This window comes from Streptomyces sp. NPDC002476 (assembly GCF_042889785.1).
In the GTDB taxonomy this organism is placed as follows: domain Bacteria; phylum Actinomycetota; class Actinomycetes; order Streptomycetales; family Streptomycetaceae; genus Streptomyces.
Window position 1 is genome coordinate 75,535 of record NZ_JBIARH010000023.1, and the last position, 21,993, is coordinate 97,527.

The 21,993-nt window shown below is 67.4% G+C and carries 25 protein-coding genes and 1 pseudogene; 6 read left to right on the top strand and 20 right to left on the bottom strand.

Annotated elements, in window-relative coordinates; translation table 11 throughout:
* Positions 1-266 precede the first annotated feature (266 nt).
* The 4 genes from ACFYXM_RS24325 to ACFYXM_RS24340 form a co-directional block, all read right to left on the bottom strand.
* Positions 267-986 (bottom strand): IS6 family transposase, encoded by a 720-nt coding sequence (locus ACFYXM_RS24325; RefSeq protein ID WP_389292296.1) that lies wholly within the window; start codon positions 984-986, stop codon positions 267-269.
* A gap of 146 nt (positions 987-1,132) precedes the next feature.
* Positions 1,133-1,429, bottom strand: a complete 297-nt coding sequence (locus ACFYXM_RS24330) for a hypothetical protein (RefSeq protein WP_389292298.1) — start codon at positions 1,427-1,429, stop codon at positions 1,133-1,135.
* Positions 1,430-1,932: 503 nt separating this feature from the next.
* The gene (locus ACFYXM_RS24335) at positions 1,933-3,591 is read right to left on the bottom strand and encodes a caspase family protein (RefSeq protein WP_389292300.1); all 1,659 of its coding nucleotides are present in this window, start codon (positions 3,589-3,591) and stop codon (positions 1,933-1,935) included.
* A complete protein-coding gene (locus tag ACFYXM_RS24340) occupies positions 3,588-3,950 on the bottom strand; it encodes a hypothetical protein (protein ID WP_389292301.1) in 363 nt (120 codons plus the stop codon). Before ACFYXM_RS24340 ends, ACFYXM_RS24335 begins: the two co-directional genes overlap by 4 nt.
* 202 nt (positions 3,951-4,152) lie before the next feature.
* Here ACFYXM_RS24340 and ACFYXM_RS24345 point away from each other — a divergent pair, with 202 nt between their 5' ends.
* Positions 4,153-4,548 (top strand): SLATT domain-containing protein, encoded by a 396-nt coding sequence (locus ACFYXM_RS24345; protein ID WP_389292303.1) that lies wholly within the window; start codon positions 4,153-4,155, stop codon positions 4,546-4,548.
* A gap of 4 nt (positions 4,549-4,552) precedes the next feature.
* On the opposite strand, the gene ACFYXM_RS24350 is transcribed toward ACFYXM_RS24345, so the two are convergent.
* The 4 genes from ACFYXM_RS24350 to ACFYXM_RS24365 all read right to left on the bottom strand — a co-directional run bounded on the left by ACFYXM_RS24350 (position 4,553) and on the right by ACFYXM_RS24365 (position 8,769).
* Positions 4,553-4,822 carry a hypothetical protein gene (locus ACFYXM_RS24350; RefSeq protein ID WP_389292305.1) on the bottom strand — a complete coding sequence of 90 codons (270 nt, stop codon included), beginning with the start codon at positions 4,820-4,822 and terminating at the stop codon, positions 4,553-4,555.
* A 535-nt stretch (positions 4,823-5,357) separates the two neighbouring features.
* Entirely contained in the window at positions 5,358-7,541 is a 2,184-nt protein-coding gene (locus ACFYXM_RS24355) for a hypothetical protein (protein ID WP_389292306.1), read from the bottom strand.
* Positions 7,542-7,722: 181 nt separating this feature from the next.
* Positions 7,723-8,487 carry a DciA family protein gene (locus ACFYXM_RS24360; RefSeq protein WP_389292308.1) on the bottom strand — a complete coding sequence of 255 codons (765 nt, stop codon included), beginning with the start codon at positions 8,485-8,487 and terminating at the stop codon, positions 7,723-7,725.
* A gap of 6 nt (positions 8,488-8,493) precedes the next feature.
* On the bottom strand, positions 8,494-8,769 hold the full coding sequence (locus ACFYXM_RS24365) for a hypothetical protein (protein WP_389292310.1): 276 nt from the start codon (positions 8,767-8,769) through the stop codon (positions 8,494-8,496).
* A 118-nt stretch (positions 8,770-8,887) separates the two neighbouring features.
* On the opposite strand from ACFYXM_RS24365, the gene ACFYXM_RS24370 reads away from it, so the two are divergent.
* Entirely contained in the window at positions 8,888-9,040 is a 153-nt protein-coding gene (locus ACFYXM_RS24370; RefSeq protein WP_384422963.1) for a hypothetical protein, read from the top strand.
* A gap of 299 nt (positions 9,041-9,339) precedes the next feature.
* Positions 9,340-10,770 carry a competence protein CoiA family protein gene (locus tag ACFYXM_RS24375; RefSeq protein ID WP_389292312.1) on the top strand — a complete coding sequence of 477 codons (1,431 nt, stop codon included), beginning with the start codon at positions 9,340-9,342 and terminating at the stop codon, positions 10,768-10,770.
* Here ACFYXM_RS24375 and ACFYXM_RS24380 read toward each other — a convergent pair.
* Positions 10,665-11,009 carry a hypothetical protein gene (locus ACFYXM_RS24380; protein ID WP_389292314.1) on the bottom strand — a complete coding sequence of 115 codons (345 nt, stop codon included), beginning with the start codon at positions 11,007-11,009 and terminating at the stop codon, positions 10,665-10,667. The two genes, ACFYXM_RS24375 and ACFYXM_RS24380, sit on opposite strands and share 106 nt — an antisense overlap.
* Positions 11,010-11,080: 71 nt before the next feature.
* Complete coding sequence (locus tag ACFYXM_RS24385; protein ID WP_389292315.1) at positions 11,081-11,509, bottom strand: hypothetical protein; 429 nt, start codon at positions 11,507-11,509, stop codon at positions 11,081-11,083.
* Positions 11,510-11,738: 229 nt separating this feature from the next.
* On the opposite strand from ACFYXM_RS24385, the gene ACFYXM_RS24390 reads away from it, so the two are divergent.
* A complete protein-coding gene (locus tag ACFYXM_RS24390) occupies positions 11,739-13,430 on the top strand; it encodes a hypothetical protein (protein WP_389292317.1) in 1,692 nt (563 codons plus the stop codon).
* 395 nt (positions 13,431-13,825) lie between these two features.
* Here the strand turns inward: ACFYXM_RS24390 and ACFYXM_RS24395 are convergent, their stop codons facing one another.
* The 8 genes and pseudogenes from ACFYXM_RS24395 to ACFYXM_RS24430 form a co-directional block, all read right to left on the bottom strand.
* The gene (locus tag ACFYXM_RS24395; protein ID WP_389292318.1) at positions 13,826-14,497 is read right to left on the bottom strand and encodes a hypothetical protein; all 672 of its coding nucleotides are present in this window, start codon (positions 14,495-14,497) and stop codon (positions 13,826-13,828) included.
* 17 nt (positions 14,498-14,514) lie between these two features.
* A complete protein-coding gene (locus tag ACFYXM_RS24400; protein WP_389292319.1) occupies positions 14,515-15,288 on the bottom strand; it encodes a hypothetical protein in 774 nt (257 codons plus the stop codon).
* Between the two features lie 373 nt (positions 15,289-15,661).
* Positions 15,662-16,279: a GIY-YIG nuclease family protein gene (locus ACFYXM_RS24405; RefSeq protein WP_389292321.1), complete on the bottom strand. Its 618-nt coding sequence runs from the start codon at positions 16,277-16,279 to the stop codon at positions 15,662-15,664.
* A 275-nt stretch (positions 16,280-16,554) separates the two neighbouring features.
* Entirely contained in the window at positions 16,555-16,845 is a 291-nt protein-coding gene (locus ACFYXM_RS24410; protein ID WP_389292322.1) for a hypothetical protein, read from the bottom strand.
* Positions 16,846-17,133: 288 nt separating this feature from the next.
* Complete coding sequence (locus ACFYXM_RS24415; RefSeq protein ID WP_355907492.1) at positions 17,134-17,346, bottom strand: hypothetical protein; 213 nt, start codon at positions 17,344-17,346, stop codon at positions 17,134-17,136.
* Positions 17,346-17,480, bottom strand: a complete 135-nt coding sequence (locus ACFYXM_RS24420) for a hypothetical protein (protein ID WP_389292324.1) — start codon at positions 17,478-17,480, stop codon at positions 17,346-17,348. Before ACFYXM_RS24420 ends, ACFYXM_RS24415 begins: the two co-directional genes overlap by 1 nt.
* 110 nt (positions 17,481-17,590) lie before the next feature.
* Positions 17,591-17,776 (bottom strand): annotated as a pseudogene (locus ACFYXM_RS24425) (DnaB-like helicase C-terminal domain-containing protein); the annotation flags it as partial.
* A 108-nt stretch (positions 17,777-17,884) separates the two neighbouring features.
* Complete coding sequence (locus ACFYXM_RS24430) at positions 17,885-18,160, bottom strand: hypothetical protein (RefSeq protein WP_351518083.1); 276 nt, start codon at positions 18,158-18,160, stop codon at positions 17,885-17,887.
* A gap of 140 nt (positions 18,161-18,300) precedes the next feature.
* Here ACFYXM_RS24430 and ACFYXM_RS24435 point away from each other — a divergent pair, with 140 nt between their 5' ends.
* Complete coding sequence (locus tag ACFYXM_RS24435) at positions 18,301-18,558, top strand: hypothetical protein (RefSeq protein ID WP_351518084.1); 258 nt, start codon at positions 18,301-18,303, stop codon at positions 18,556-18,558.
* A 193-nt stretch (positions 18,559-18,751) separates the two neighbouring features.
* On the opposite strand, the gene ACFYXM_RS24440 is transcribed toward ACFYXM_RS24435, so the two are convergent.
* On the bottom strand, positions 18,752-20,806 hold the full coding sequence (locus ACFYXM_RS24440; protein ID WP_389292326.1) for a hypothetical protein: 2,055 nt from the start codon (positions 20,804-20,806) through the stop codon (positions 18,752-18,754).
* A gap of 109 nt (positions 20,807-20,915) precedes the next feature.
* Positions 20,916-21,200, bottom strand: coding sequence for a hypothetical protein (locus ACFYXM_RS24445; protein WP_389292328.1), 285 nt, complete (start codon positions 21,198-21,200; stop codon positions 20,916-20,918).
* Between the two features lie 244 nt (positions 21,201-21,444).
* On the opposite strand from ACFYXM_RS24445, the gene ACFYXM_RS24450 reads away from it, so the two are divergent.
* Entirely contained in the window at positions 21,445-21,951 is a 507-nt protein-coding gene (locus ACFYXM_RS24450) for a hypothetical protein (protein WP_351518087.1), read from the top strand.
* The last annotated feature ends 42 nt before the right edge of the window (positions 21,952-21,993 follow it).

A 21,993-nucleotide genomic window follows, 5' to 3' on the forward strand; every position in this document is an offset into this window, starting at 1 on the left:
GGCTCAGGCAGCAGCCTGCGCAGATATTGCTACATACGGTCACCCATTCAATGCGGCAGAGCAAGCCCTTCCCATTCGATTTGAGGACTTTCTGAGCAACCATCAGAACCGCCAACTCTCGTCCGTTCAACGGAAGTTCGCAGTCAACATGCGCTGCCCTGCTCAGGCCCGCGCACCGGAGCAGAGACAAGGGCGTTGTCACGTTGTGGGTGCGTGACTGTCTGATGGTGCGTCGGGGCGTGGTGGGCCCGTGGCCGGGCCTGTGTTCAGGCCGTGGTGGGCAGGTTGGCAGCGCCGGTGATCTGGTCCCAGATCGTGAAGCGGACGGTCATCTCGGCTCGGTGGGCGGAGGCGGTCATCAGGTGGCGGTGGGGGCGGAAGTACGGTGAGATGCCGCTGAACGCGGACAGGAACCGCTGCGCTGCGCCGACGGAGCGGAAGCCTTTCATCGCGCGTTCCCGCTGCCGCGTGGGCTGGTGGGAGTTCTCGGCCCGGTTGTTCAGGCCCTTGTGGGAGCGGTGCTCCACGGAGGGCATGACCTCACGGCGGGCTGCGTCATAGAAGCGGAGCTTGTCGGTGACAACTACCCGCGGGACCGCACGCGTCTTCTTCATCAGGCGGCGGAAGAAACGCCTGGCCGCGGCCTTGTCCCGCCTGTTCTGCACAAGAATGTCCAGGACGTTGCCGCTGGCGTCGACGGCCCGCCACAGGTATTTCAGCTCCCCATTGATCCTGACGAACACCTCGTCCAGATGCCATTTATCCCCGGGCCGCGGCCAGCGGCGGCGCAGTCCGTTCGCATAGGCCTGCCCGAACTTCGCACACCAGCGGCGGACCGTCTCATAGGAGACGATCACACCGCGCCGCAGCATCAGCTCCTCCACCTCGCGGAAGCTGAGCGGGAAACGAAAGTACAGCCACACACAGTGGGAGATCACCTCGACCGGGTACCGGTGCCCCTTGTACGACGGCGACGCGCTGTCCACGGACGGCCCCCTCCACCACGACCAACCCGAAGATCATCCCACCCGGTCGGCCAACGTGACAGCACCCCGGCAGGTGGTTCTTCCAGGAAGCGGAGCTCGCCCATGACCACAGTGCCGAGGCGGGCACGGTGGTGAGCCAGGGGAGTCTAGCGGTCGATCTCCAGTTCGCGAGGTCCGAGTTGAAGGCGGTACTGAAGGAGCGTGACGAACTCAGAGATGCGCTCCGGCGGAAGCTCGGTCAGCAACTGGAGGAATCCGCGACGGAAGACGTCGTCGTCCGCGTCAACACGCTGGAGGAGACGCTTCGCCACCGCGAAGAGGAGTTTGGGGCGTTGCAGGCCGAGCGAGACCGGCGCCAGGAGGAATTGAGCGAGCTTCAGGATGACTTGATCGCGTCCCAGGACGCGAGGAGGCGGCTGATGCAGCAGGTCAATCGTTCTCAAGCTCCGGAGTAGTCACGTCGGTGGCAAGCAGCCTTCTGGTACTGGACAGCCAAGCCGAGCGCCGCCAGGTCCAGCAGATTGAGCGCCGCCCAACTCGTGCTCAAGATGATGCCGAGCCGGCCGTAGTCCGTGACGGCGAGCGATCACCCATTCCAGTGCGGTGATGACGTGTTCGGGCTACAGGCCGGTGCGCGGGGCGGGCCCGACCAGCAGCGTCGGGCATTGAGCGACGGCACGGTCGGCGGCCCACCGGTGATCGAACCTGCGGTTGGCGAAGTGCGAGCTGGAAACCCGGGGGTGGAGGAGCTGGAAGACGGCCCGCAGCAGCGGCGTTTATCCGGACTGAGAACAGCGACCCGGCTGCGATCTGAGTCCGACATCCGTACGCGATGGTGCACGAGGAAGCCGTACGCCGTCTGCGCGGCAGCCTCAACTCGCTCCAGCGGCCACCTGAGCGCGTGTGCTTTCCCCTCCTCGAAGGAAGGAAGTATCGGCGAACGTACTCAACCGCGGCAGGACAATTCCTTGATTTGGATCGCAGTGGGTTGAATTTCGTCCGCACTCCGTCCTGCGTTCGGCAGGCGGTCCCGAAATGCTTTTAGCCACTTACCGCTGCTTACGTACTTCATCAGGGCGTCACGAAGGCGTGTGCAATCCTCATGGTGCCCCTTGGGGAGGGCGATGCCGTATTGGCTGGGCCCACCGATGGTGAGATCCGGGACGACCTTGAACTGGTCGTCTTCTAGCGCCCACGCAGAGAGCGACAGAGTGTCTGCGGCGATCGCGCTGAATTCCCCTCGATGTAAGGCTTCGACGCAGGAACGGAAGCCTGGCATTCCTCTCACGTCGAATTCCTTATCTGCGACCTTATCCATGATCGCCGCCGCTATTGAATCCTCCTGCACACAGATGGTCCCGTGGCTAAAGTCTTCGAGGCTCGTGATTTTCTGCGTTGTTTCATCGGCCAGCACTAGGAAGCCCAGCCTGCCAGAAGCGATGGGCCCCACGAAGTCAACTTTTTCCATGCGCTCCCCCGTCATGGCGAGCGCGGAATTTAGGTCCACCTCACGTTTCTGCAAAGAGCGCACCTGGTCTTGCCTAGGAATATCGACGCGGATTGGCCTCGATTCGATATTCGCCTCTTTCAGTAGCTCCCCTACCACATCCAGGCTAAAGGCCGAGAAGCTGCCCCATGTGGGGCTTAGCATAACGGAATTATCTGATTCGCTCTCCAGTCCGACCAGCACTTTGTCGTCGCCGAAAAGGCTTGAATTGGAATTTGTCAGTAGGTCACCCAGCAGTGGGGGGAGTAGAGCCACAGCGGATAACACTATTGTGGCTGTAACATTTCTCGCCCTCATGCGGCGGAGTGAGGCTGAATCTGTTTTCGCAGCCGGTGCCGGTGTGCCAGCCGTGGACGGTGCCTCCGGCTCTCTGGCCGGCCCTCGGACCAGAGAGAGCTCGCCGACTGCACCGACGGAGCGCCGCTGCGGTCGAGGAAGGCCGAGCCCGTCTAGCTCTTTGTCGACGTGGCGGTGCACTTCGTCCAGGGTGAGTGGACCAGGAACTGTCAGGGCTTGGAGCATCGACCCGGTGAACGCCGTATGGGTGGCGCCGGGCGGGGCATGGGAGGGGGCGGTGGCCGTGGTGGAAGTCAGCGTGTAGGTACCAGTCAGGTTCAACTGTCCCAGGGCCAGTCCCCTTGGTCCGGCCATAGCGGAGATCGCCTTGCCGGCAAAGCAGCAATCCAGTACGAGCACCCGGGCCTTGGCGCGAGCTCTACCGACCATCCGTTTCACGAGGTCGAGGTGGATGGCGGACCAACTGACGTTCTGGTTGTCGGTTCCGGTGAGGGCGAAGTGCAGCAGCCCGGCTTCGTCGAGTAGGCCGTGCCCGCAGTAGTAGACCAGCAGCAGGTCCTCGCACTCACGAACGGCTTGCGACAGCGCCGCGCCGACAGTGGCCTGGTCCTTCGGGTCGGCCACCACCACGCAGTGTTCGGGCGCGAACACACCATGAACCGGGTGAGTGAGGGTTCGCCGCAATGCGTCCAGGTTTGCCTGCACGGCAGGGATATCAGGCAACTCGGGGTCGTGGAACGTACCAGCCCCGATGAGTACCGCCCGGCTCGTCGCACGCTCCGGGAAGCGTGTGCCAGTCACCGGGACTGTGAACCTGGCGCCGGAAACTGTTCCGCGATCTCCCGCAGGAGTGCCTGAGGGTCGGCTGCGCGCTGAACGTCCACCTCGATCCGACGCCCGTCCTCAGCACTGATCGTGATCTTCATGTCGGTGCCGCGAGAGGTGAGCCAGGTGCACACCGATTGGATGAGCACGGCCAGGATGCCGCCGGAGCCGAGCGCCACCGTCAGGAGCTCCATGGTGGAGCCCATGTGGCCAGGGAGGGGAGGCTGTCGTTGGAGCCGCACCCGGCCGCGCAGATCATCCTCAGACACCAGCCAGTCACGCAGCGCAATCACATGCGGCTCGGCTCCCGACTCTCCTAAGCCCTCGACAGCCACTCTCAGTTCCGTTCCGGCGGGCATTCCTGGCACCACAACCCCCTAAAAATGAAGGCACTTGATCGAGTCATCATGGCACGCAGGAGTCGCACCGAACCCGAGAAACCCCACTACCGGATGCTGGCGACCGTGGGGACCACCCATCTTCAGGCCCGGGACCTGGACCACGGCCACGAGCTGGGCAACCGGTCCGTCGACCCCCTTGCCCTGCGTCCTGCAGTCCCTCATCATGATCGGCTCCGCGTCCACGACCACGATCGCGGCCCTGGACACAGGCAAGGAGCTGACCTGGCAGAGCGTCACCCTGACCGGGATCAGCTTCGCCATCACGGTGGCCGCGATGTTCACTGGCTACTACAAGTTCCGCGAGCGCAGCTACTTCCTCCAGCAGACCGCCGACGCCATCGAGCAGGAAGCCAACGCCGTCACCCTCGGCATCGGCCCCTACAGCGAGTTCGGCGAGAACAGGGAACTCGAGGCGCTGAAATTGTTCACCCAGCGCGTCGAGGACCACCGCAACGAACAGCGGCGCCGCCAACAGCAACTGGACCAGCCCGCCGACCAGGCCGCGCCCTCCAGCCAACCACCGGCGCCCTGACCGGCTACCCACGCCGCCGGCCTCCTCTGCATTCGGACCGCGCGGGCACCGGCGGCACGACGGTGGGGCCACGGGTCCCGCGCCCCCACGGGAGGAACAGGGCCAGCGCAGCCAGGACCTGCCCCAGGCCGGGAAGGATGTGCGGTAAGTCCTCGGGCCGGGCCTTCGCCGCCACCGTCCGCGCCACGATGGAGACCACGGTGAGCAGCACGACGGTGATCGCGAGCGCGGCGAGCAGCACGTAGGCGGGCACGGCAGAAGCAAGATCGGTCACGGGGTACCTCCGGATATAGGTGAAGCCCCGGCGGGTGCCGGGGCTTCGAACACGGAACAGCAGGGTGGTGGGTGGGAAGACAAAGAGGTCCCGCCCCGGGGGAGTCCGGGCGCGGGAGCCTTCGGCGGTAGAGCCAGCGAGGGATTTGGTGGAGCTATCGACCTCGCCGTTGTGCTTGCACCGTACGTGAGAGAGCTCGGCTACGACCTCGAACGTTCGGTGCCTCTGTATGCGGTTGTGGGGCAGCATCGTTGCAGTGCTGTTCTCGCCCGGTCAAACCGGGTGGTCAGCGTGGCGAGAGGCAAGCGGCCATTGTCCCGGGAACGAGGGCTTCGTGCAGCTGGTGCACCGGCGGTGAGGGAGTTTGGAAGAGCTCTCTGAAACCTCAGCCGTAAAACCGCGCCCTACGTGAAGGACCTCGTGGAGCGTCACCTCGTCGCAGAGCGCCTGCGGTTGTAGTGCGCCATCGTGGCAGTGCCGGTGACGACCGGTCAAACCTCGTGGTCACCGGGCACGCCTTACGTGATCGAAGCGGCTACACACCGAGCTCGTAGTGGCTGACGCCGTCGAACACCGTCACGGTGCCATCGGCGCTCAAGGTCCCCCACGGCTGCTCCGGCAGCGAACGGTTCAGGAACGAGGAACCGCAGCTCTCGCAGCAGTCGAACGAGTCCTGCCAGGCCGTCACGTCATCCTCGGTCGTCGGATTACGCATGGTGTGCCGGTCGTGGCCCTCGCAGTCCTCAGCCTCACACGGCTCGCCGTGACCGCAGTCCGGTGTGCTGCACGGACACGGCTGGTCGCACTCCGCTGGCTCCCACGCCTGCGTCGCCACCGCCCGCTGCTGCGGCGACATGCCCTCGGTGATCGTCGTCATGAGCGGGACGCTATCCAGATCCGACCGGCGAGCCGACGCCGCGTCCGGCACGTCGTCGGTCGGGGCCATGGTTCCCTGCTCTTCCTTGGTCTTCACCAGAAAGTGAGACATCAGCTCCTGAAGGAATTCACCGCTCGTGCACGGCTCGCCGGGGAAGCTCAGCGGGTGGGTCAGCAATGGCGCGGCACCGAACACGGCCATGGCCGCATGGTGTGCACCAAGGTACGGCTTCAGGTTTTCGTACATGACCCTCAGATGTGTCGCACCGCGGGCCAGAACTCGGTCGTCTACCCGTGGGTCGGGCGAATCACTCGCCCTCTTGCTGATCGCGTTGAGAAGTCGCTGAACCTCGAACGGGTTCCATGATTGCTGGTTGGCGCCGAGCCAGGCGAGGTCAGCGGGGGTTTCGCTTTCCGGGCTGGGAACGCTGTCGGGCTCGTCAGCACCGCCGTCGTCGTGCTCCGGAATGGGCGCGGGAAGAGATGCCCGGAGCGAGGGAAGCGTTGCCTCGAGGGGGTTGACGTCGAGCACGTTGAAGAACAGAACTCGGGTCATGGCGGCCGCGCTGCAGCGCTGGTCCTCCCTGAACGGCTTGATCGGCCAGTCGGGCTCGTCTACGGCCCGCTTCGCGAGCGACTCGAGCTGGTTCACCGCGAAGGTGGTCATGTTTGCTCGCGGAGCTCGGGGGTTCTTCTGCGCTGCCGCGGCCGCGGAACGCGCCGCACGCCATGCCAGGTTGTAGATCTCGCTGAGAGGACGGTGCGCTGAGACCTTTCCGACGGCGTCGCCCAGGCGAGCGGTGTGGTTGGCGGGCACGTCGGGCAGGTTGAGTTCGTCCAGCTGGTTGGTGAAGTAGCGGATGGCCTCGCCGGCGATGAGCTCCTGCGCGAGCGCGAGGAGGTCTTCCTGCTGGGCTGCCTTCATGCTGGCCGGCCGGAGTTCTTCGGCAAGGTGGTCGTCCAGAGCCTTGACCGCAGTTCCGGCGCTCGGTCCCTGAGGGGCGAACAGGCTGGCTTCGAGCGGGTAGAACCGGTCGGTGAGTTCCGGTGACGCTACGGCGTCCAGGTCACCGCCCGCCTGCTGCAGGGCGTGCTCGTAGGACTGCGGCTCCCAGACGAATGCGCCAGGCGGGCTGTTGGGATGGATGGCCAGAAGACCCGACTGGATCGTTGAGGCGACGATCGTGGAAGCCTTGTCCGTCTCGGGGTGCAGGGGTGTCATCCAGTCCCGAACCCGGGAAATCGGTGAGGTCGACGGTGCGAACCGCAGCAGTGCCAGCGTCGCCACCATCTCGTTCACGCCCGTACGTGGGAACCCGCCGTCGCGGGGGAAAACGGCCGGGTGGTCGGCCGCGATCGCTTCCTTCTGCTCGGCGATCCAACGTGCTCGGGCGTCCTGCGCGGCCTGCTGGGCCAGCTCCCGCACCCGGGCCTGTTCGCGCTTCGCCTTCCGGGCCGGGTCGATGACGTACTGGACTGCCTCCAGCAGGGACGGCGTGCAGTCCACGCACACCGTCTCCTCGTCGTCGAGGACCTGCTGGAAAGCCGTCCGGGAGGTGAGACTCAGCGCGCCGCCGCACTGGGGGCACTTCCGCTCCGGAACCACAGCGCGCACGCCGGCGGCCGCCACCGCGTAGAGCTTCTTTCCCCAGCCCGCGACGCTGATGGCGTTGGCCTTTTCGCACCAGACCGGCGTTCCCAATTCGGGAGCGAAGCCCGCCAGCGCCCAGTACCGCTCCCCCAAGGCCACGAGCTCAGGATCGGCACCAGCTACTGGTACGACGGAGGGGATCAGCCGGGTCAGACCGGCAACCAAAGGTGAAGGTTCAGAACTCTGCGTCACCAGATCACCCTATCGGCCCTACACCGCCAGCCATCCCCTTCGCTCACACCTGCCTCCATGGGGTGTAACTGGGGTCCAGGTGCCCAAGCGGACAGGCGCTGTACGGTCGCGACAAACACCCGGGGTGAACAGGCGCTGTAGCTGTTCACGGTATCGGCGGCCGCGTCATTGAGGCGTCGGCTCATGCCACTTCACCAGCTGCCTGCCGAGCGTGTGACACCGAGGGGATGATTGCCCCTGCTCGCTCGGCACGGGCCCGGCGCAGTGCGGCAGCCTCGGTCGCCGCGGCCTGGCGGCGGCGCTGGGCGCGGGCCGTCCTGATCGGGGCCGGCGCATCATCCGGGACGACGAGGTCGGTCTCGGGGAACGCCCTCCGGCTGAGCTCGCGCATCGCACGGTTCTGCCGTTCGATCGCCTCGGTGATGCCCGGGTCGATGCGCTGCGCGGGCGCGACGGCCTGGTGGGCGGCGAGCGCCTGGTGGAAGCCGGACGAGGCCATGTCGCGGGTCTTCACTGGTGCGTCGGGCGCAGCCGCTGCCTTCGGGGCGGTGGCCAACTCGCGGGGTGCCGGGGCCGTCGCGCCCACGACCAGAACCCGGACGGAACGAACCGCCTGGGTGCCGACCGCGTCGTTCGCCGCGGCGACGATCCGGGCGCTGATCAGTCGCAGCTGGGTCGCGTACGCGGGCGAGTCCGGCCGCAGGTCCAGCTGTCCCGTCTCCGCGTGGAAGGCAACCGCCTCAACGTGCGCGGCCAGCTTCGGCGAGAGTCCGGCCGCGATGGCCGCCCACTGGTCCAGGATGCTTCCGCCAGCGGCCGGAACGTCCCAGGCCCGGTCGGCCATCAGGCCCTGGAGCACGGCGGCGAAGCCGGTCGGCTCCCGGCCGTCGCCCCGGACCATCGTGGTGCGGGCGCGGTGCTTCGCCTTCCGGGTGCCCGACTCCAAGCGTGTCTAATAAGCCTCCGGCAGGGGGCCGGCCTTCTCGACGGTCGCGGCGTAAGGGGCGTCGTCGGTCGATGGCGTCTCCGTCCAGGGGCCGGTGACACGCCAGCCGCCCTGCTCCAGGACCCGGGTGGCGGCGTCGGGGTCGAACGGCTCGTCGGGGCCAGTGCCGGTGCAGTAGCCGAGCGAGCCGCGGGCAGGATCGTCGATGTAGACGTGCCAGTCGGTGTGGTACTCGGCCCGCGCGGTCAGCACAGCCATGGTGGTGGGGCTTTTGGGCGGCATGCGGACACCGTAGGACGGGTGACGGAAGACCACGCCGAACTTGCCAGTTTTGACGCGCAGTTCGCCAGAACTCGGCAATCGGTTCCTGGCCGGTCCTCCGGGGAACCATCCTGGGATCATGGAGGACTTCGAGTTCGAGTGCTGGAGCTGCTGGGAAACCAACTTCATCCAGGGCCGTCCCAAGGGGTTTTGGACGACAACGCACTACGAGTTACCCGGCGAATGGAACTGCTGGGCATGCGGGGCCGTCAACACCACGCCCGACGAATGACACCAGGGCTCGGAGGTTTGGGATCCGCAGCGCGGCGAATCAGCCGTGGATGTGCACGGTGACGTACAGGTCCCCCGCCCCGCCGCCGCCCCTTCCTTGCCCGTCGATTCCGCGGAGGCGGATCTTTTGCCATCCGCATCCGGACAGCATCGCGGCACGCCTGGTGATGGTCGGCGCCGGAAACTGACGAAGACGCCAGTCAGCCCTCGTGGGCCGACGAGAAGATGACGGGATGCACTCACATCTGCGGTTCAAGGCCACCGCCATACGAGCCAGATCATGCAGGAGGTGCGATTTTCATGCCTTTCGTTGCTCTCCACCCCGAAGTTGGCCGCCTTGACGCCACCCAGCCCGGTCTCGGGGCCGGCCTGGAGTGGTCCCGGGTCTACAAGGTCTCGCCCCGCGTCGCCCTCACCTGCCCCGAATGCGCGTGGGGCGTGCACGCCAAGCACTCGCCGAGCCGGGTGCGGTTCTTCTGCCATGACGGCGGGCGGCCGCCGGAGTGCTCCCTGGCGAACGAGTCCTGGGAACACCACATGCTCAAGCTGGAGATGGCCGGGGCTATCCGCGCGGCCGGCTGGTTCGCCGAGCTTGAGGTCGCGGCGGCCGACGGCTCGTGGCGGGCCGACGTGATGGCGGCCTCGCCCGACGGCGAGCGGCGGATGGCGTGGGAGGCGCAGCTCTCCCCGATCACGGTGGAGGACATCCAGGCGCGGACCGACCGGTATGCGGCCGAGGGGGTCATGGTGTGCTGGGTCTCTTCCCACAAGCGGCCGCCGGTGTGGCTGGGGTCCGTTCCCTCCGTCCGGGTGCGGGCGCCCGAGGAGGACGGCGAACACTGGGTCGTGGACGACGGGCTCGGGGGCTTCGACTCCGGCAGGTGGTTCTTCCAGGAGGCGGAGCTCGCCCAGTTCGTGAGGTGGGTACTACGCGGACAACTGCGTCCGTGCCGGAGCCTGCCGCGCCACCGCCAGGTGTTGCGGCCTGTTGACGGTGAGAGCCGCTGGTTCCTTCGTGATCTGTGGTGGACGTCCCGTCAGTCCGCCGAGGCGCAGAGCTCACACGAACGGGAACGGCGTCAGCGCGAGGAGGCCGCTCGGCAGCGTGAGGCCCGGAGGCAGGAACTGGAAGACGCGTCCCGGGCACGCCGCAAGGCCTGGCTGGCATCGCCGGCGGGCCAGAAGGCCCAGAAGAGGCGCCAGGAGATCAGAAACCAGAAGGAGGTACGGAAGCGCGAGCAGAAGACAGACGACCGCCGGGCCCGGGCGCAGCGCGACGAAGAGATTGCCCGCCATCGGGCGGAGGCCCGGGAGCGCCGGGCCCGGGAGTTCGCGCTGGCGCAGGAGCGCGAGGCCCAGCAGCGGGCCGCCATGCGGGAACTGGAGCTGCGGGCACACGCCGCAGCAGAGGCATGGTGGGCGCGGCTGTCCCGCTCTCAGGTGGAAGAGCTGTTCAGGGCCGTCTTCGACGCCGCGTGGAAGCACGAAGCGCTTCGGGTCCGGATTCCTGAGGGCGGCGGGGTCGCGGCGAGCTTCGCCTACGGAGTCCCGGTCCACGCCTTCAACCGCCTGTACGGAATCGTGCGACCCTGCCCGGAGCTGCTTCCACTCTCCCCCCAGCTGGCCTACCACCAGGTGTTCGTCCGCGATGCGCGGGAAGCACAAGCCCTGGAGGAAGGCGGTCTGCGGAGCACTCGCATCACCCACTTCGGGCTCGCCGACCGCTCGTAGATGGCCCCCTGTCCGCCCAGCAGATACACCAGAACCGTCCAGGGACCGGTGACACGCCAGCCGCCCTGCTCCAGGACCCGGTTGGCGGCGTCCGGGTCGAACGGTTCGTCGGGTCCGGTGCCGGTGCAGTAGCCGAGGGGGCCGCGGGCGGGGTCGTCGATGCAGACGTGCCAGTCGGTGTGGTACTCGGCCCGGGCGGTCAGCGTGGCTGTGGCCGTGGTGAGGTGGTCGTGCGTCATGTCATCACGGTAGGGGCGGGATCGGGTCCGTGGCCGGTCTTCCGGATTTCGGTCCGCCAGTCCCTGCTGGCCTATTCGCTGAAGTCCCACCTGCCGCGGTCGTTGAGGAAAATCCCTCCCGTATCGAAGGCGGCGCGTACGACGTCGGCACCCTCAGCCGCGTGGTCGGCGCGGGGCATGGCTTTGATGTCCGCGACCTCGCGGGCTTGTTCCGTGCTGAGCACGCCCTGTTGTTCGGCCATCGCCAGGATGACGTCGGCTGTCATCTCGATCATCTTGCTGATCTTTTCGGCGGTGGTGATCTTCGGCCCTGTGAACGGGTCGTCCAGCAGAAAGTCGTCCGTGCGGATGCTGTGTTCCAGGCTGAACTCTGCAAGTGTCAGAGGACGGCCGTACTCCTCCTGCAGCCAGGCTGCGCCTTCCTCACCGAACTCATCGATCAGGACGTCGTCGGGGCAGACCTGTCCGTAGCTGGGGTGCTTCGGTCGCGGCTCGCTCAAGGGGGCCGCGAGGCGACGGCGAAGATTCTTACGCAGATCCCGGGGCCGTGCTGTGCGGCGCTTCCGTGACTTCGGCATGTCACTTGCTTACCAGATACAGGCGATGCCTCGAGCTTTTTCGTTCTCGTAGTCGTTCCACCCCGCTGTGTCGGTGGTTTGTCCTAATCTCAGTTGCCAGGTTGTGAACGGTCTTTGAACCGGAGGCAGGATGGTCAGGGATCCCCGTCTTGTGCAGACGGCAGTGCTCGATAACGCTGATTCCGAAGACCCGGTGGAGTGCCCCACCCTGGCGCCGGAGCTGCTGCTGTTCCGCCGTGACCACTCTGAGCGCACCTTCTGGTGCGGGACGTGGCTCGGAGGATGCGGGGGAGAGCTCATCACAAAGCTGTGCGAGGACAAGGTATGTCACTTCGCGCACAAGGCTGATCCCAACGCCTTGGGCTCCCCTTGCCGCAGGAAGAACTCCAAGACTGCTGGCACGGGCAGCGCCGACCACCTCTACATCAAAGCCGCCGTAGCCGATTGGATGGCCGGCCGCAACATCACCGGCGGCATCCTCATTCCGCGGGATCCAAGCGGAAGGATCCGTCTGGGAGCCCAGGTCACAGCGGAGCCCACCGGCCACCCGCCGGTCCGCTTCGTCCTCGACGAGACCGCACTATCCCCCTCCGACCAGAGCGCTACGGGTGTGGTTTACGGGATGAACGTCGAGCCTGATCCCCGGATCCTGCGCGAGCACGGGTTCGTACACCGGGTGCGCTGCGTCTCCGACGGCGCCCACCGGCGGACACAGATCGGCACGCAAGGCATAGACGGCACCACGGACTGGTACGACCTCACTGCTGACCACGTGGAGCTGACCGCGCACGGCCTGAGCACCGAAGCCTCCTCGGAGATCCGCCGCCGACGCACACAGACGGTACCGATCGGCGCCCGGGCCCGCAGGCAGCCCGCGCAGGACAGCACAGCACCACGTCCTGCCGCCGCTGGACCGGCGCAGGAGGTCAACCGCGACGAACTGGCCTCCAATCTGCGCGCCGCTCTGGCAGAGAAAGCCGGCGTCACACCGCTCCAGCGGCACCTGGACCGGCTGGAGCGCGCCGTCCACAGCAGCGCCACTTTCGAGGAAACCGAACTGATGCGGCGCGCCCATGAGATGCTTTTGCTCCTGCGCCGCGGTGTCGGAGCGGCCCCGCCGCCCCGGAAGCGGAAGACCACCAAGAAGAGAAAACCGGCGGCGGTGTTGCCGCTCGTACGGCCGCGAGTCACCAGGCCCTCCCGCTCTTCCCTCCTGCCGGAGCAGACCCCCCAGGCAGAGCTGAGGGATCAGCAGTACCGACAGCGGCAGGACGTTTCCGCAGCGGTGCGTGAGGTGCGCGGTATTCTCCGCAGGTTCTCCGATCGACAGACGGCCACCATCGAGAACCCTGAGGTCAGGAACAACCTCAGCGCCGCCCTGGAGCTCGCTCAGGAGAAGCTTTCGGTTGCCGAACGTCGCCGTGCGAAGGCGCTGCTCGCTCCTCGGGACACGCCGGGTCGGCAGTCGTCTGGCGGGGCTGACGGGGTGAACCCGCAGACCCTGCGCGCTGCGGCCGTCGCAGTCCGCGGAGCGTTGAAGAAGGCGGCGCGGGAGCAGCGCACGACCAGCTGGGACCGGCTGAAACGTCAGCTCGGCTCGGCACTGCCGTCCATGACCGCCGCCGAGCGCGTCCAGGTCCTCACTCTGGTCGACCAGGACGCCGCCGCGGGTGACCAGCCTCTGCTGTCCGTACTTGTGGCCGCAGGCGATCCCGCCATGGCGCAGGCCTTTCAACAAGTGGCCCTTTACCTTGGCCTGGCCGTCCCTGAAGATGCCGAAGGCCTCTCCGACGTCATCGCAGCCGACACCGAGCATGCTCACCGCTTCTGGCGGGACAAATAACGCACGGACAGCACCGGGCGCGCCATCCCTCATGCCGCGGGCTTCGGATCGGAGCCGGCCGGTTCCCACGCTCGCTCGGTGACCAGCGCGCCGATCGCGGCCGCAGGCTACAGACGGCCGCGCCTTCGCCTTTTTCCCGTCGCCGTTCCTGCGGGCCTGCTCCATCGCGGCTCGCAGTGCAACCCGGGTCAGGTCGACGACATCCGCCAGTCGCTCAAGCGAGGGGTTCGCCACCGTCATAGCCTCGTCAACCGCGCTCAAAGCGCGGAGTAACCGAGCACAAGGTCTCACGCCTCAACCCGTCATGCGGCATCATCCCCCTTTGAGCCTGTGGCTGAAGGGATTGTTCCAGGGGTCGCCAGCATCTCCGCAGGACAGCATCGTGAAACGATCAGTTAGGCGCGGTCGGGCCGTTCCGGCTGGCAGATTCCGCACAGCTTGAAGCGTTTGCCACCCTTCGGGCCAGTGCGTTCCGCGATCCAGGAGGCGGCCTCGTGCCGGGCGAGCACCATACGGGCCTCGCCGGGGATGCTCCCGTGCCCGTCGTGCACGAACCACTTGAGATGCTGGTCGTACTCGTCGGAATTGATCTCGCCCGATTCCGTGAACAGGAATCCGCACGAGCTTCCCAGCTCCTCCATTTCTCGGCAGGTGATCCGGTGGAGTGTGGACCGGGTGGCAGCCCAGGGGTGGGCAGCCGGGTCGCGGTACCGCTCGCGCTGCACGAGTACCTGGTGGAGGCGGTGGTCGAAGTCTGGTTTCCGGGCGGCGCACTCGTCGCAGTCGCCGAAGCAGCGGGCGGTGGCGCGCTGGACGGGGTCGGCTTCCTCCGGATCGCAGGCAAGTACGACTTTCTCGGCCAGGCTGGCGAGGAGTTCACGGGCCTGTTCGGCGGTGAGTTCGCTGGCGACGACTTTGTCCAGGAGGGCGAGGACCGCGGGGACTTCGACTGCGGTTCCCCAGCCTTCGATGTGGCGCCTGTCCTTGGGGTAGTCGCTGCCCCAGGTGAAGCGGATGTCTTTGATCGGTTCGTCGCCGATGTTGAGGTTCGCGCGCCGCGTCTGCACTGTTCTTGCCTTCCTGGTCAGGAGATCTCGTCGAGCCTGGCCTGGATCAGAGTTACGAGGTGTTGGGGGTGCGCCGTGGTGTCGTACGGCCCTAGATCGTGCCATCCGGTGTAGACGGTGCTGCCGTCCTCCAACACCTTGCCGTCCTGCTCGCGGACGAGATTCCAGCCGGAGTCGCCCCGGTGGAAGTCCCACACCTGGCCCTGGTGCTCGAAGCTGATAGCGCAACCGCACCCGAACCCGCTGTCGTCCTCGCTGTATTCACCAGGGCCGTGGTACTCAGTCACCTTGGCTGCGGGCCCGAGGAGGGCGGCGACGGCGGCGAGGGTTTCGTGTGCGTCGCCGGGGAGACGGGTGAGGTCCGGGCACGCGTTGAGGGCGCCCACGACACCGGGAGCGAAGTTGCGGGTGAAAGCGACGGCTGCGGCGGCGTGCGTCAGACCGTCCGCTGCTTCAGTGGTGAACGCGGTCTCGCGGCGGGCTTCAGCGTGCTGGATCAGGCGGCGGAGCGACGCGAAGGCCTCCGCCGCCGCGCTCAGCTGAGCGAACAACGCGGAGGCGACGACGGCAGCCTGCTGCGGGGTATAGAGAGCCCAGTCGGATTCCAGAACGTCACGGATGCCCTCGGCTGCTTCCGCTCCGGCGATGGCGAGGGCGATCGTGTCCGCAGGTTCCGGGGCGGGATCCTCGGTGATAAGCCGGATACCGTTACAGGCGTCTCCGACGACGCTGCGGCTCTCGGGTTCCTCGTACTCTTCCCAGAGCGTGCGCCACGGCTCGGTGCCCGTCATAAGTTTGTCTCCTCGTGTTGGTGGCGGCGTAGGGTCTCGCCGCGGCGGCCTGCGGCCATCTTGCGAACTGCTGGCGCGAACTCACGCCGTGTTCACTCGCTCAGCCTTAACGAGCGGATCTGAATCGCGGGAACGGGCGCGAGGCGCTCCGCTCCGGCCGCACACAGTCGGCGGTCAGCAAGCATGGTGCGGCACTGGGGTCGCTCGATTGAGAGCCCAGCCCGCTGCAGCGGCGTCCTGGCCGTCGACGGCCAGGACCTCGCGTGCGCACGCTCGTTCCGGCCGACGGCCTTCACCCCCACAGGTGTGCAGGCCGAGTGGGATACGCCCAGGCCCGGCGCCAAGCCGGTGGTGACGTCGGGCGGGAATCGCTCTACCCGTCCTGGAGTTTGGGCCGGATATCGAGCCCCAACTCCACCAGCGCGTCTATGACAACTGTGGCGGGATGGCCGAGAGGCGTCAGGTCGAACCACTCTCCCCTCACCCGGTGATCCGCGAACCTCTCGTGGAGGGCACTCTCGTAGTCGCCCTCTACGTCCAGAAGCGGAAGAAGGGCAGCGGGCTGGCTGGTCTGGAGCTGCGCCATACGGGACTTGAGGGTGGTGGTGGTCTTCCCGATCTTGGTCGTCGGGGAGCCTTCCACGCCGATGAGGTACGTCCGCACGGTCTTGCGGGCCGGGCCTCGGGGCGTTGGCACGGTCGGCGTGCAAGGGACCGTGTGCGCCTCCTCGTCCTCCGCCTCCTCTGGGTCCAAGCGCAGCATGAGGGCTGTGCTCCCGCCTTGGATGGTCAGAGTCTTGCCGATGGGTGTGCCATCGGCCCTGAACGTGGTGCGGACGATCTGCAGGACGATGACGTCGCCCTTGTACCCCAGGGCCTCCAGTTCGGCCTCCGTGGCGTACCGGGAGGTGACCTCCGTCTCCTCCCGTGTGGCTTCGCTCGGTTGTGGCCGTAACTGATCACGGCCCGGGTGGCTGGTCGGGTTCTCCATGGCCCGGACCTTATGGGCCCCGCTGACAGGCCAGCGGCCCCGCACAAGAGTTCAGCCGAGGCGGAGAAGTGCTCCGCGCCGTCCTCTCCCGGGGCAGCTCACCCCTGGGCGGAATACCAGCGGGGAGACCGGCGGCTCGCCCCTGGGCGGGGTGCCCTTACCCGTCGCGGAGTTGGTGATCGAGCCCGCGTCCACGTTTGCCGTGGTGTGAGGGGCTGGCGTGGTCGGCCCAGATGGAGGGTCTCGGCCTGACGGTCCGAGGCCTCGCGGATGACCTACTCGGGCGGATCTGCGATGTCCATCCTGGTGGCGATGGCGCGCGCACCTGCTTTGGCCAGGGATGCGTAGGCGGCCGCCAGGTCAAGATGTGCACGTTCCCGTTCGTCCTCGTAGTAGCCGGCGCGGACCTCCTCCAGGTGGGCCTGAGCAGACCCAATGAGCTCGAAGACGGCACCTACGTCGGTGCGCGGCCCGTCTGACTGACCGCGAGCTACGAGCGCGTGGCTGATCGCTTCTGCTTCCCGTTTCAGGGCTTCGAGGTTGGCAGGTGTCATGCGGTAGGTCACGGGGACTCCGGGCTCGTGGGATCGGGCTGCGCACGCCCGATGGGGTGTGAAGCGAGCATCGTCGTGGGCGTGTAGGGTCTCGCCGCCCATGGCCAGCGGCGGTGCCGTGACCTGGTAGTTGTCGTCGTGTCTCACGGCTTGGCCAGCTGTCCAGTCTCACGATCGTGTCCGAATCCTCGGGACGGCTGGCTTGCTGGCTCGTCAGCTCGCTGGCTAACCACCAGCTGACGGAGTGCAGAACGCAAGCGGGGCGCTGGCCGGAGTGGCTGGCGCCCCGCTGCCGTGCCGTCAGGCCGGTTCGGGTGTGGGCGTCTCGGTCCGGCTGCCGTTCAAGACGTCCACGATGCGGAAGTCATCGCGCTCCAGGGCCTCGACGATCGCCACGGCCATGTTCTCAAGGCCGTCCGTGTCAGCAGGTAGGCCGCCGTGCGCCTTCCGGTAGGCGACCATGGTGTCCACGATCCTGAGCACAACATCGATGTTCTCCGCACTGCTCTGCATCACGCCTCCTGTTCGTCGTCGCTGCCGCCGTTGACCGCGCGGAGCCGCCGGTGAGCCTTGAACGCCTCTCCGGGTTCCGGCCAGTCGTCGGCGCAGATTTCGTAGCGGGGCGGCATCAGACCCCGCTCACCCATATGAGTGAAGGGCCTGACCTGCCAATCTCAAACTCGTGTCAGATCTGCCATCGCTTGGCCATCGACCGTGAGATTTGGCCACGAAATCTGAGACCCTACAGGCGGCGGGGTCAGTCACGTGCCATGTCGACGAAGCGCCCGTACATCGCTTGATGGGCGATGGTGAGTTTCGCTGTAGGGCCGTAGCGGTGTTTGGCGACGAGAAGGTCGGCTTCACCGGCGCGGGGTGTGTCCTTCTCGTAGGCGTCCTCGCGGTGCAGGAGGATGACGAGGTCGGCGTTGTCCTCCCGCTCACCTACCCTCTCCGGCGTGAGGCACAGCAGCCGTCCGAGTGAGCCCGCGACGCAGTCACTTCCTGGCCCGCCCATCGGCTCCGGTGTGAAGGTGGTGTCAGCTTTCCTGAATCACCCGTCGCGCAGCGCTTCGAGTTCCGCCCGGGTCAGAGTGAAAGGAGGGGTGCGGCCCTTCCAACCCTGTTCGACGGCGTGCCGCAGGCCGGCCGACGGTAGTTGTCCGTCGTAGCCGGGGGCCGTATGGGTGATGTCGTCCAGGAGCAGGCCGATGAGCCTGGCCAGCGCGATCGGGCCGCCGCCTGCGTACCCGTAGGTGTAGCCGCCGCCGATCTGCGGTGCGGGGAACACCGTCCCGTCCTGGGTGGTCACCCATACCTCGCGTGTCATGCCTTCACGGTAGGGGCGAGGGTTGGGGCCGTGGCCGGTCTTCCGGATTCCGGTCCGCCGGTCCCTGAGGACAGGTATATGCGGTGGTTGCAGAACGTGGCGACGGCCTCATCGGCGGTGGTCCGTACGATGGGGGGAACATGACGACCCGCCGCCGGTTGGGCCCCGGCCCCGCCGAACACCGCTCCCCCGCCGAGGCGAACGCCGACGTTCCCGGTCCCGTTCGTCCCCGGGTCCAGGCGGCCGACGCGGATCTGGACGGGGGCACCCTGTACCGCCCCGACCTCGACTCGCTCGCCGACATGCGCGCCCGCGGAGTGCTCGGCCACCGCCCCGCAGCACCGGATCCCGGCTCTCGGACCTACGGCCACGGTGCAGGGGCGCGGGCGGAGAGCTGACAGGGCAACCGCCGCCCCGGGGCAGAGCTGGCCTCGCCGCCGACGGGCGCCACCGAGCAGTCGCCGGTCGCCCTGAGAATGGGCAGCGTCGGGTCAGGCCGCTCTACCTTCTTGATCGGGTTGATCGGTCTCCTCCAGTGGAGCGTTTCCGTTGGAAACGGTCCAGCACCGCGTTGGCCTGGCGGCGGGTACCTCAGCCCCACAGTTTGCGGGTGAACTCCTTCGCCCACTCCACCCGTTCATGGTGGAGGGTGTGGGGCGTGCAGGGGGAGTTCGGGCCGGCCTGGCACTTCGGGCAGGTGACCTCCTTCGCATGCCAGGTCCGCGCTGCCGAGCCCGCGGTCTCTTGCGGTTCCCGCTCTCTCCTGCGCGGCCGAGGAGGTCGGGCCTTAGCCCGGGCAGGCGGCGGAGCCTGGTGCTGGCGTTCGTCGCGGGCGCCCTTCTGCTGCTCGCCGGGGCCAATTCGGTCGCCGCTCTGCAGGACGCGGCGCAGGCGTTCGTCGTGAGGAAGCTGTCGCTTCGCGCTGGGGCCGACGCGATCGTCGTTCTCGCACAGTTTGCCGGGGTCGGCGTGGCATCGCGGGCACAACATTCGGTACCAGTCGCCGCGTGGCACCTGGTGGTGCAGTCGGGCCGCGGCCTTCATCCTCGCCTCACGCGCCTGGCCCCGGCCGGACTTTGGCCGCCGCTCCTGGAGCGGACGTCTGGGGCTGGCTTCATCCTCCGGGACCGGCTGCATCGGTGCGGCAGGAGCCTCGACCTCTTGCCGCGCCTTTTTCTGTTGCCGGGCCATCTTTTGTGCGGCTTTCCGCTCGTCCAGGATCAGCTGCAGCCGCTCGTTGTGGCCGCCTTTGCGTGGCTTCCCGCTGTTGGGCCCCTCGGCCAGCACGCAGTCCTTGCCCTGCTCCGCGTTGCAGCGCGGACAGCTCCGCTGGATCCAGTACCGCCGCGCCACGTGAAGCTGCTCCTGCGGCCCCCTTGCCGCCCGCTTCTTCCAGACCTCTACACGCCGCGCTTCGCCACGGGTCAGCAGTTCTCCGGCCAAGGCCGCGGACCTCACAAGCTCCCCCACCCGAGGGCTCAGGTCGGGCGTGTACGCGTCGTACCCGCGAAGGCGTTGGAGGGCACTGCGGACGCGAGCCGCAGCCTTGTGCGCCTCCTTCTCAGTGTCAGCTTCCGCTTCGACCGCGTCCCGCGTGAGGTCGTCCAGGCTGTCGAAGTACGTGGTCGCCCGCTCGTAGACGGCGGATTCGGCGTCCGTACGATCCTCAGCTGCCGTCGCGTTGACGCGCATCAGAAGCCTGCGCACCCGCCCGGGCTTCTGTTCATCCACTGCCCTGTTCAGGTGGTCGAACACCTTGCGGCGCGCCTCGTCCTGCTCGACCAGCCAGATCCTCGCGTGGCGAACAGCAGCCTCGAGCTGCTCCTGGAGCTCCTCGTCCACACCGGTCAGATCCTCGATGTCCCCGCACACCTGCTTCACCACGGGCACGGACTCGATCCGACGCGCATACACCAGCCGGCGCAGCAGGGCCTGGGCGCGTGCCTCCGGCTCCGGCACCTTCCTCGCCTTGCCAGGCGACCACAGCGAAGGACGCGGCGCTGTGCGGGCCTGAACGATCTTCTCAATGGCCGGCGTCGACAACCCGCGCTCCGTCATCTCGCACTCGTCCAGAGCGAACCATTCGATCGGCCGGGCGAACGCCTCGGTCCCGATCTGCACGTGGCGCGCGGTGCCCACGCTGTTCAGGCGGATCCGGTGCACGTACCAGCGGCGGATCAGTGTGTCGCGGTCGACCGGCACCATCGTCCCGAGGACGGGCTCGACACCGTCGTCCCACACCGGTGTCACCGCTTGGTCCAGATGCACCCGCAGAGCGCCGTGCTGCCAGCGCACATCCACGATGGACCCGATCGGCGCCCCTTCGGTGCGGGTGTACTCGAAGGTCGCCTGCTCCCCGCGGCCGGCGAGCCAGGCCGAGGCCGCCGACCGCACATAGAGATGGTCCGCGCTGTCCACGCCGCGGGAGCGACGCCCACACACGTGCGGCAGCCCGTCCGGATCCGGGTGATGGGCGAAATGACAGGCCCGGTCCGTGTACAGCTTCGTGGTCAACTGCCCGCCGCAGCCACCGAGCAGAATCCCGCACCAGAAGGTGTCATCCTCATGAGAACGGCGGAATGCATCCAACTCGATCGCTTCCATCGGCAGCATCAACGGCTCATCCGAGTCCGCCCCGCCGAGCACCGCCGTCTGAATCCGTCGCCTGTCCGTGCGCACAAACGCCCCCATCCCGTCCTGCCAACACATCGTGTCACCAGCCGAGTTCACCAACCAGATCGCCTCTCGGCTCAACTCAGGCCGTACGCCCCAGCTGTGATGCCCTCGCCGTCCTGCCGATCGCGCTGTCCGTGGCCTGCCCCTTCCGGGCGGTCCGGGCGGCGCGTTCGGCGCAGGCCCGTCGCAGGGCAGCGGCCTCGGTCGCCGCGGCCTGGCGGTGGCGCTGTGCGCGGGCCTGCTCGATCGGGGCCAGCGTGTCGTCGGGGATGGTGTCGGGCTCGCGGAAGGCCCGGCGGGACAGTTCCCGCATCGCGGCGGTCTGCCGCTCTACCGCTTCCGCGATGGGGGAACTGCCCGCCACGGGTAGCCGGATGCCCACGACCGGCGGCGGCTGCGCCTTATGAGGTGCGCGCCCTGTGCCCGCTCGGGCCCGGGGCGCGCAGGGGGCGGCGGCTCAGCGGGTGCGCGGCCGGGCGGCCGCCTCCTCTCCGCTGCTGGACAGACTTTTCGGAATCTCTCCGCCGCCGATTGACCGCGCCATACTGACACGGTGACCCACCGGGCACTCAGGGTCACAGGTGATCGCATCTTGAAGGAGAGACCTCGTGGGCATTCTTGGCAAGCGGCGCGGCAACGGTGATACCCGCAACGTTCCCGTACAGGCTGAGCCGACCAATGTGGCCGTCTGGCCCGGGAAGCGTGGTCACACCGACGAAGTGGCAAAAGCGGCTGGTATCGGCGTGATCCGGGTCCGCTGCCACACCACCACCTGGGACTACTTGCAGGAAGCGGTGAAGCAGCAGCACAAGCAGCAGATCAGGAGGCACCCCGGAGCATTCCGTCCGGCCACCGGTGACGAGATCACCACCAGCGCCGACGGCGTCGTCACCGTTCCCCTCGGGGGCTCATCCCTCGCTGCGATTCTGGACTGGTGCTTCGAGGTGCAGGGCATCCTCTACACCGAACTGGAACGAGGCATCGGACGGCGGGTCGGCCGGGCCATCTCTGAGGCTCTGGGGAACCTGGCGTCCACCCGCGGTCAGGGCGACCCGTCCGCTGTCATCTGGTTGGATGACCAGATCGCGGCCAACAACCCTACGCCCGCCACGTAGCGCCCAGTCACCCTTGAACGGGCCCTTGTGCGCGCGGCGCGG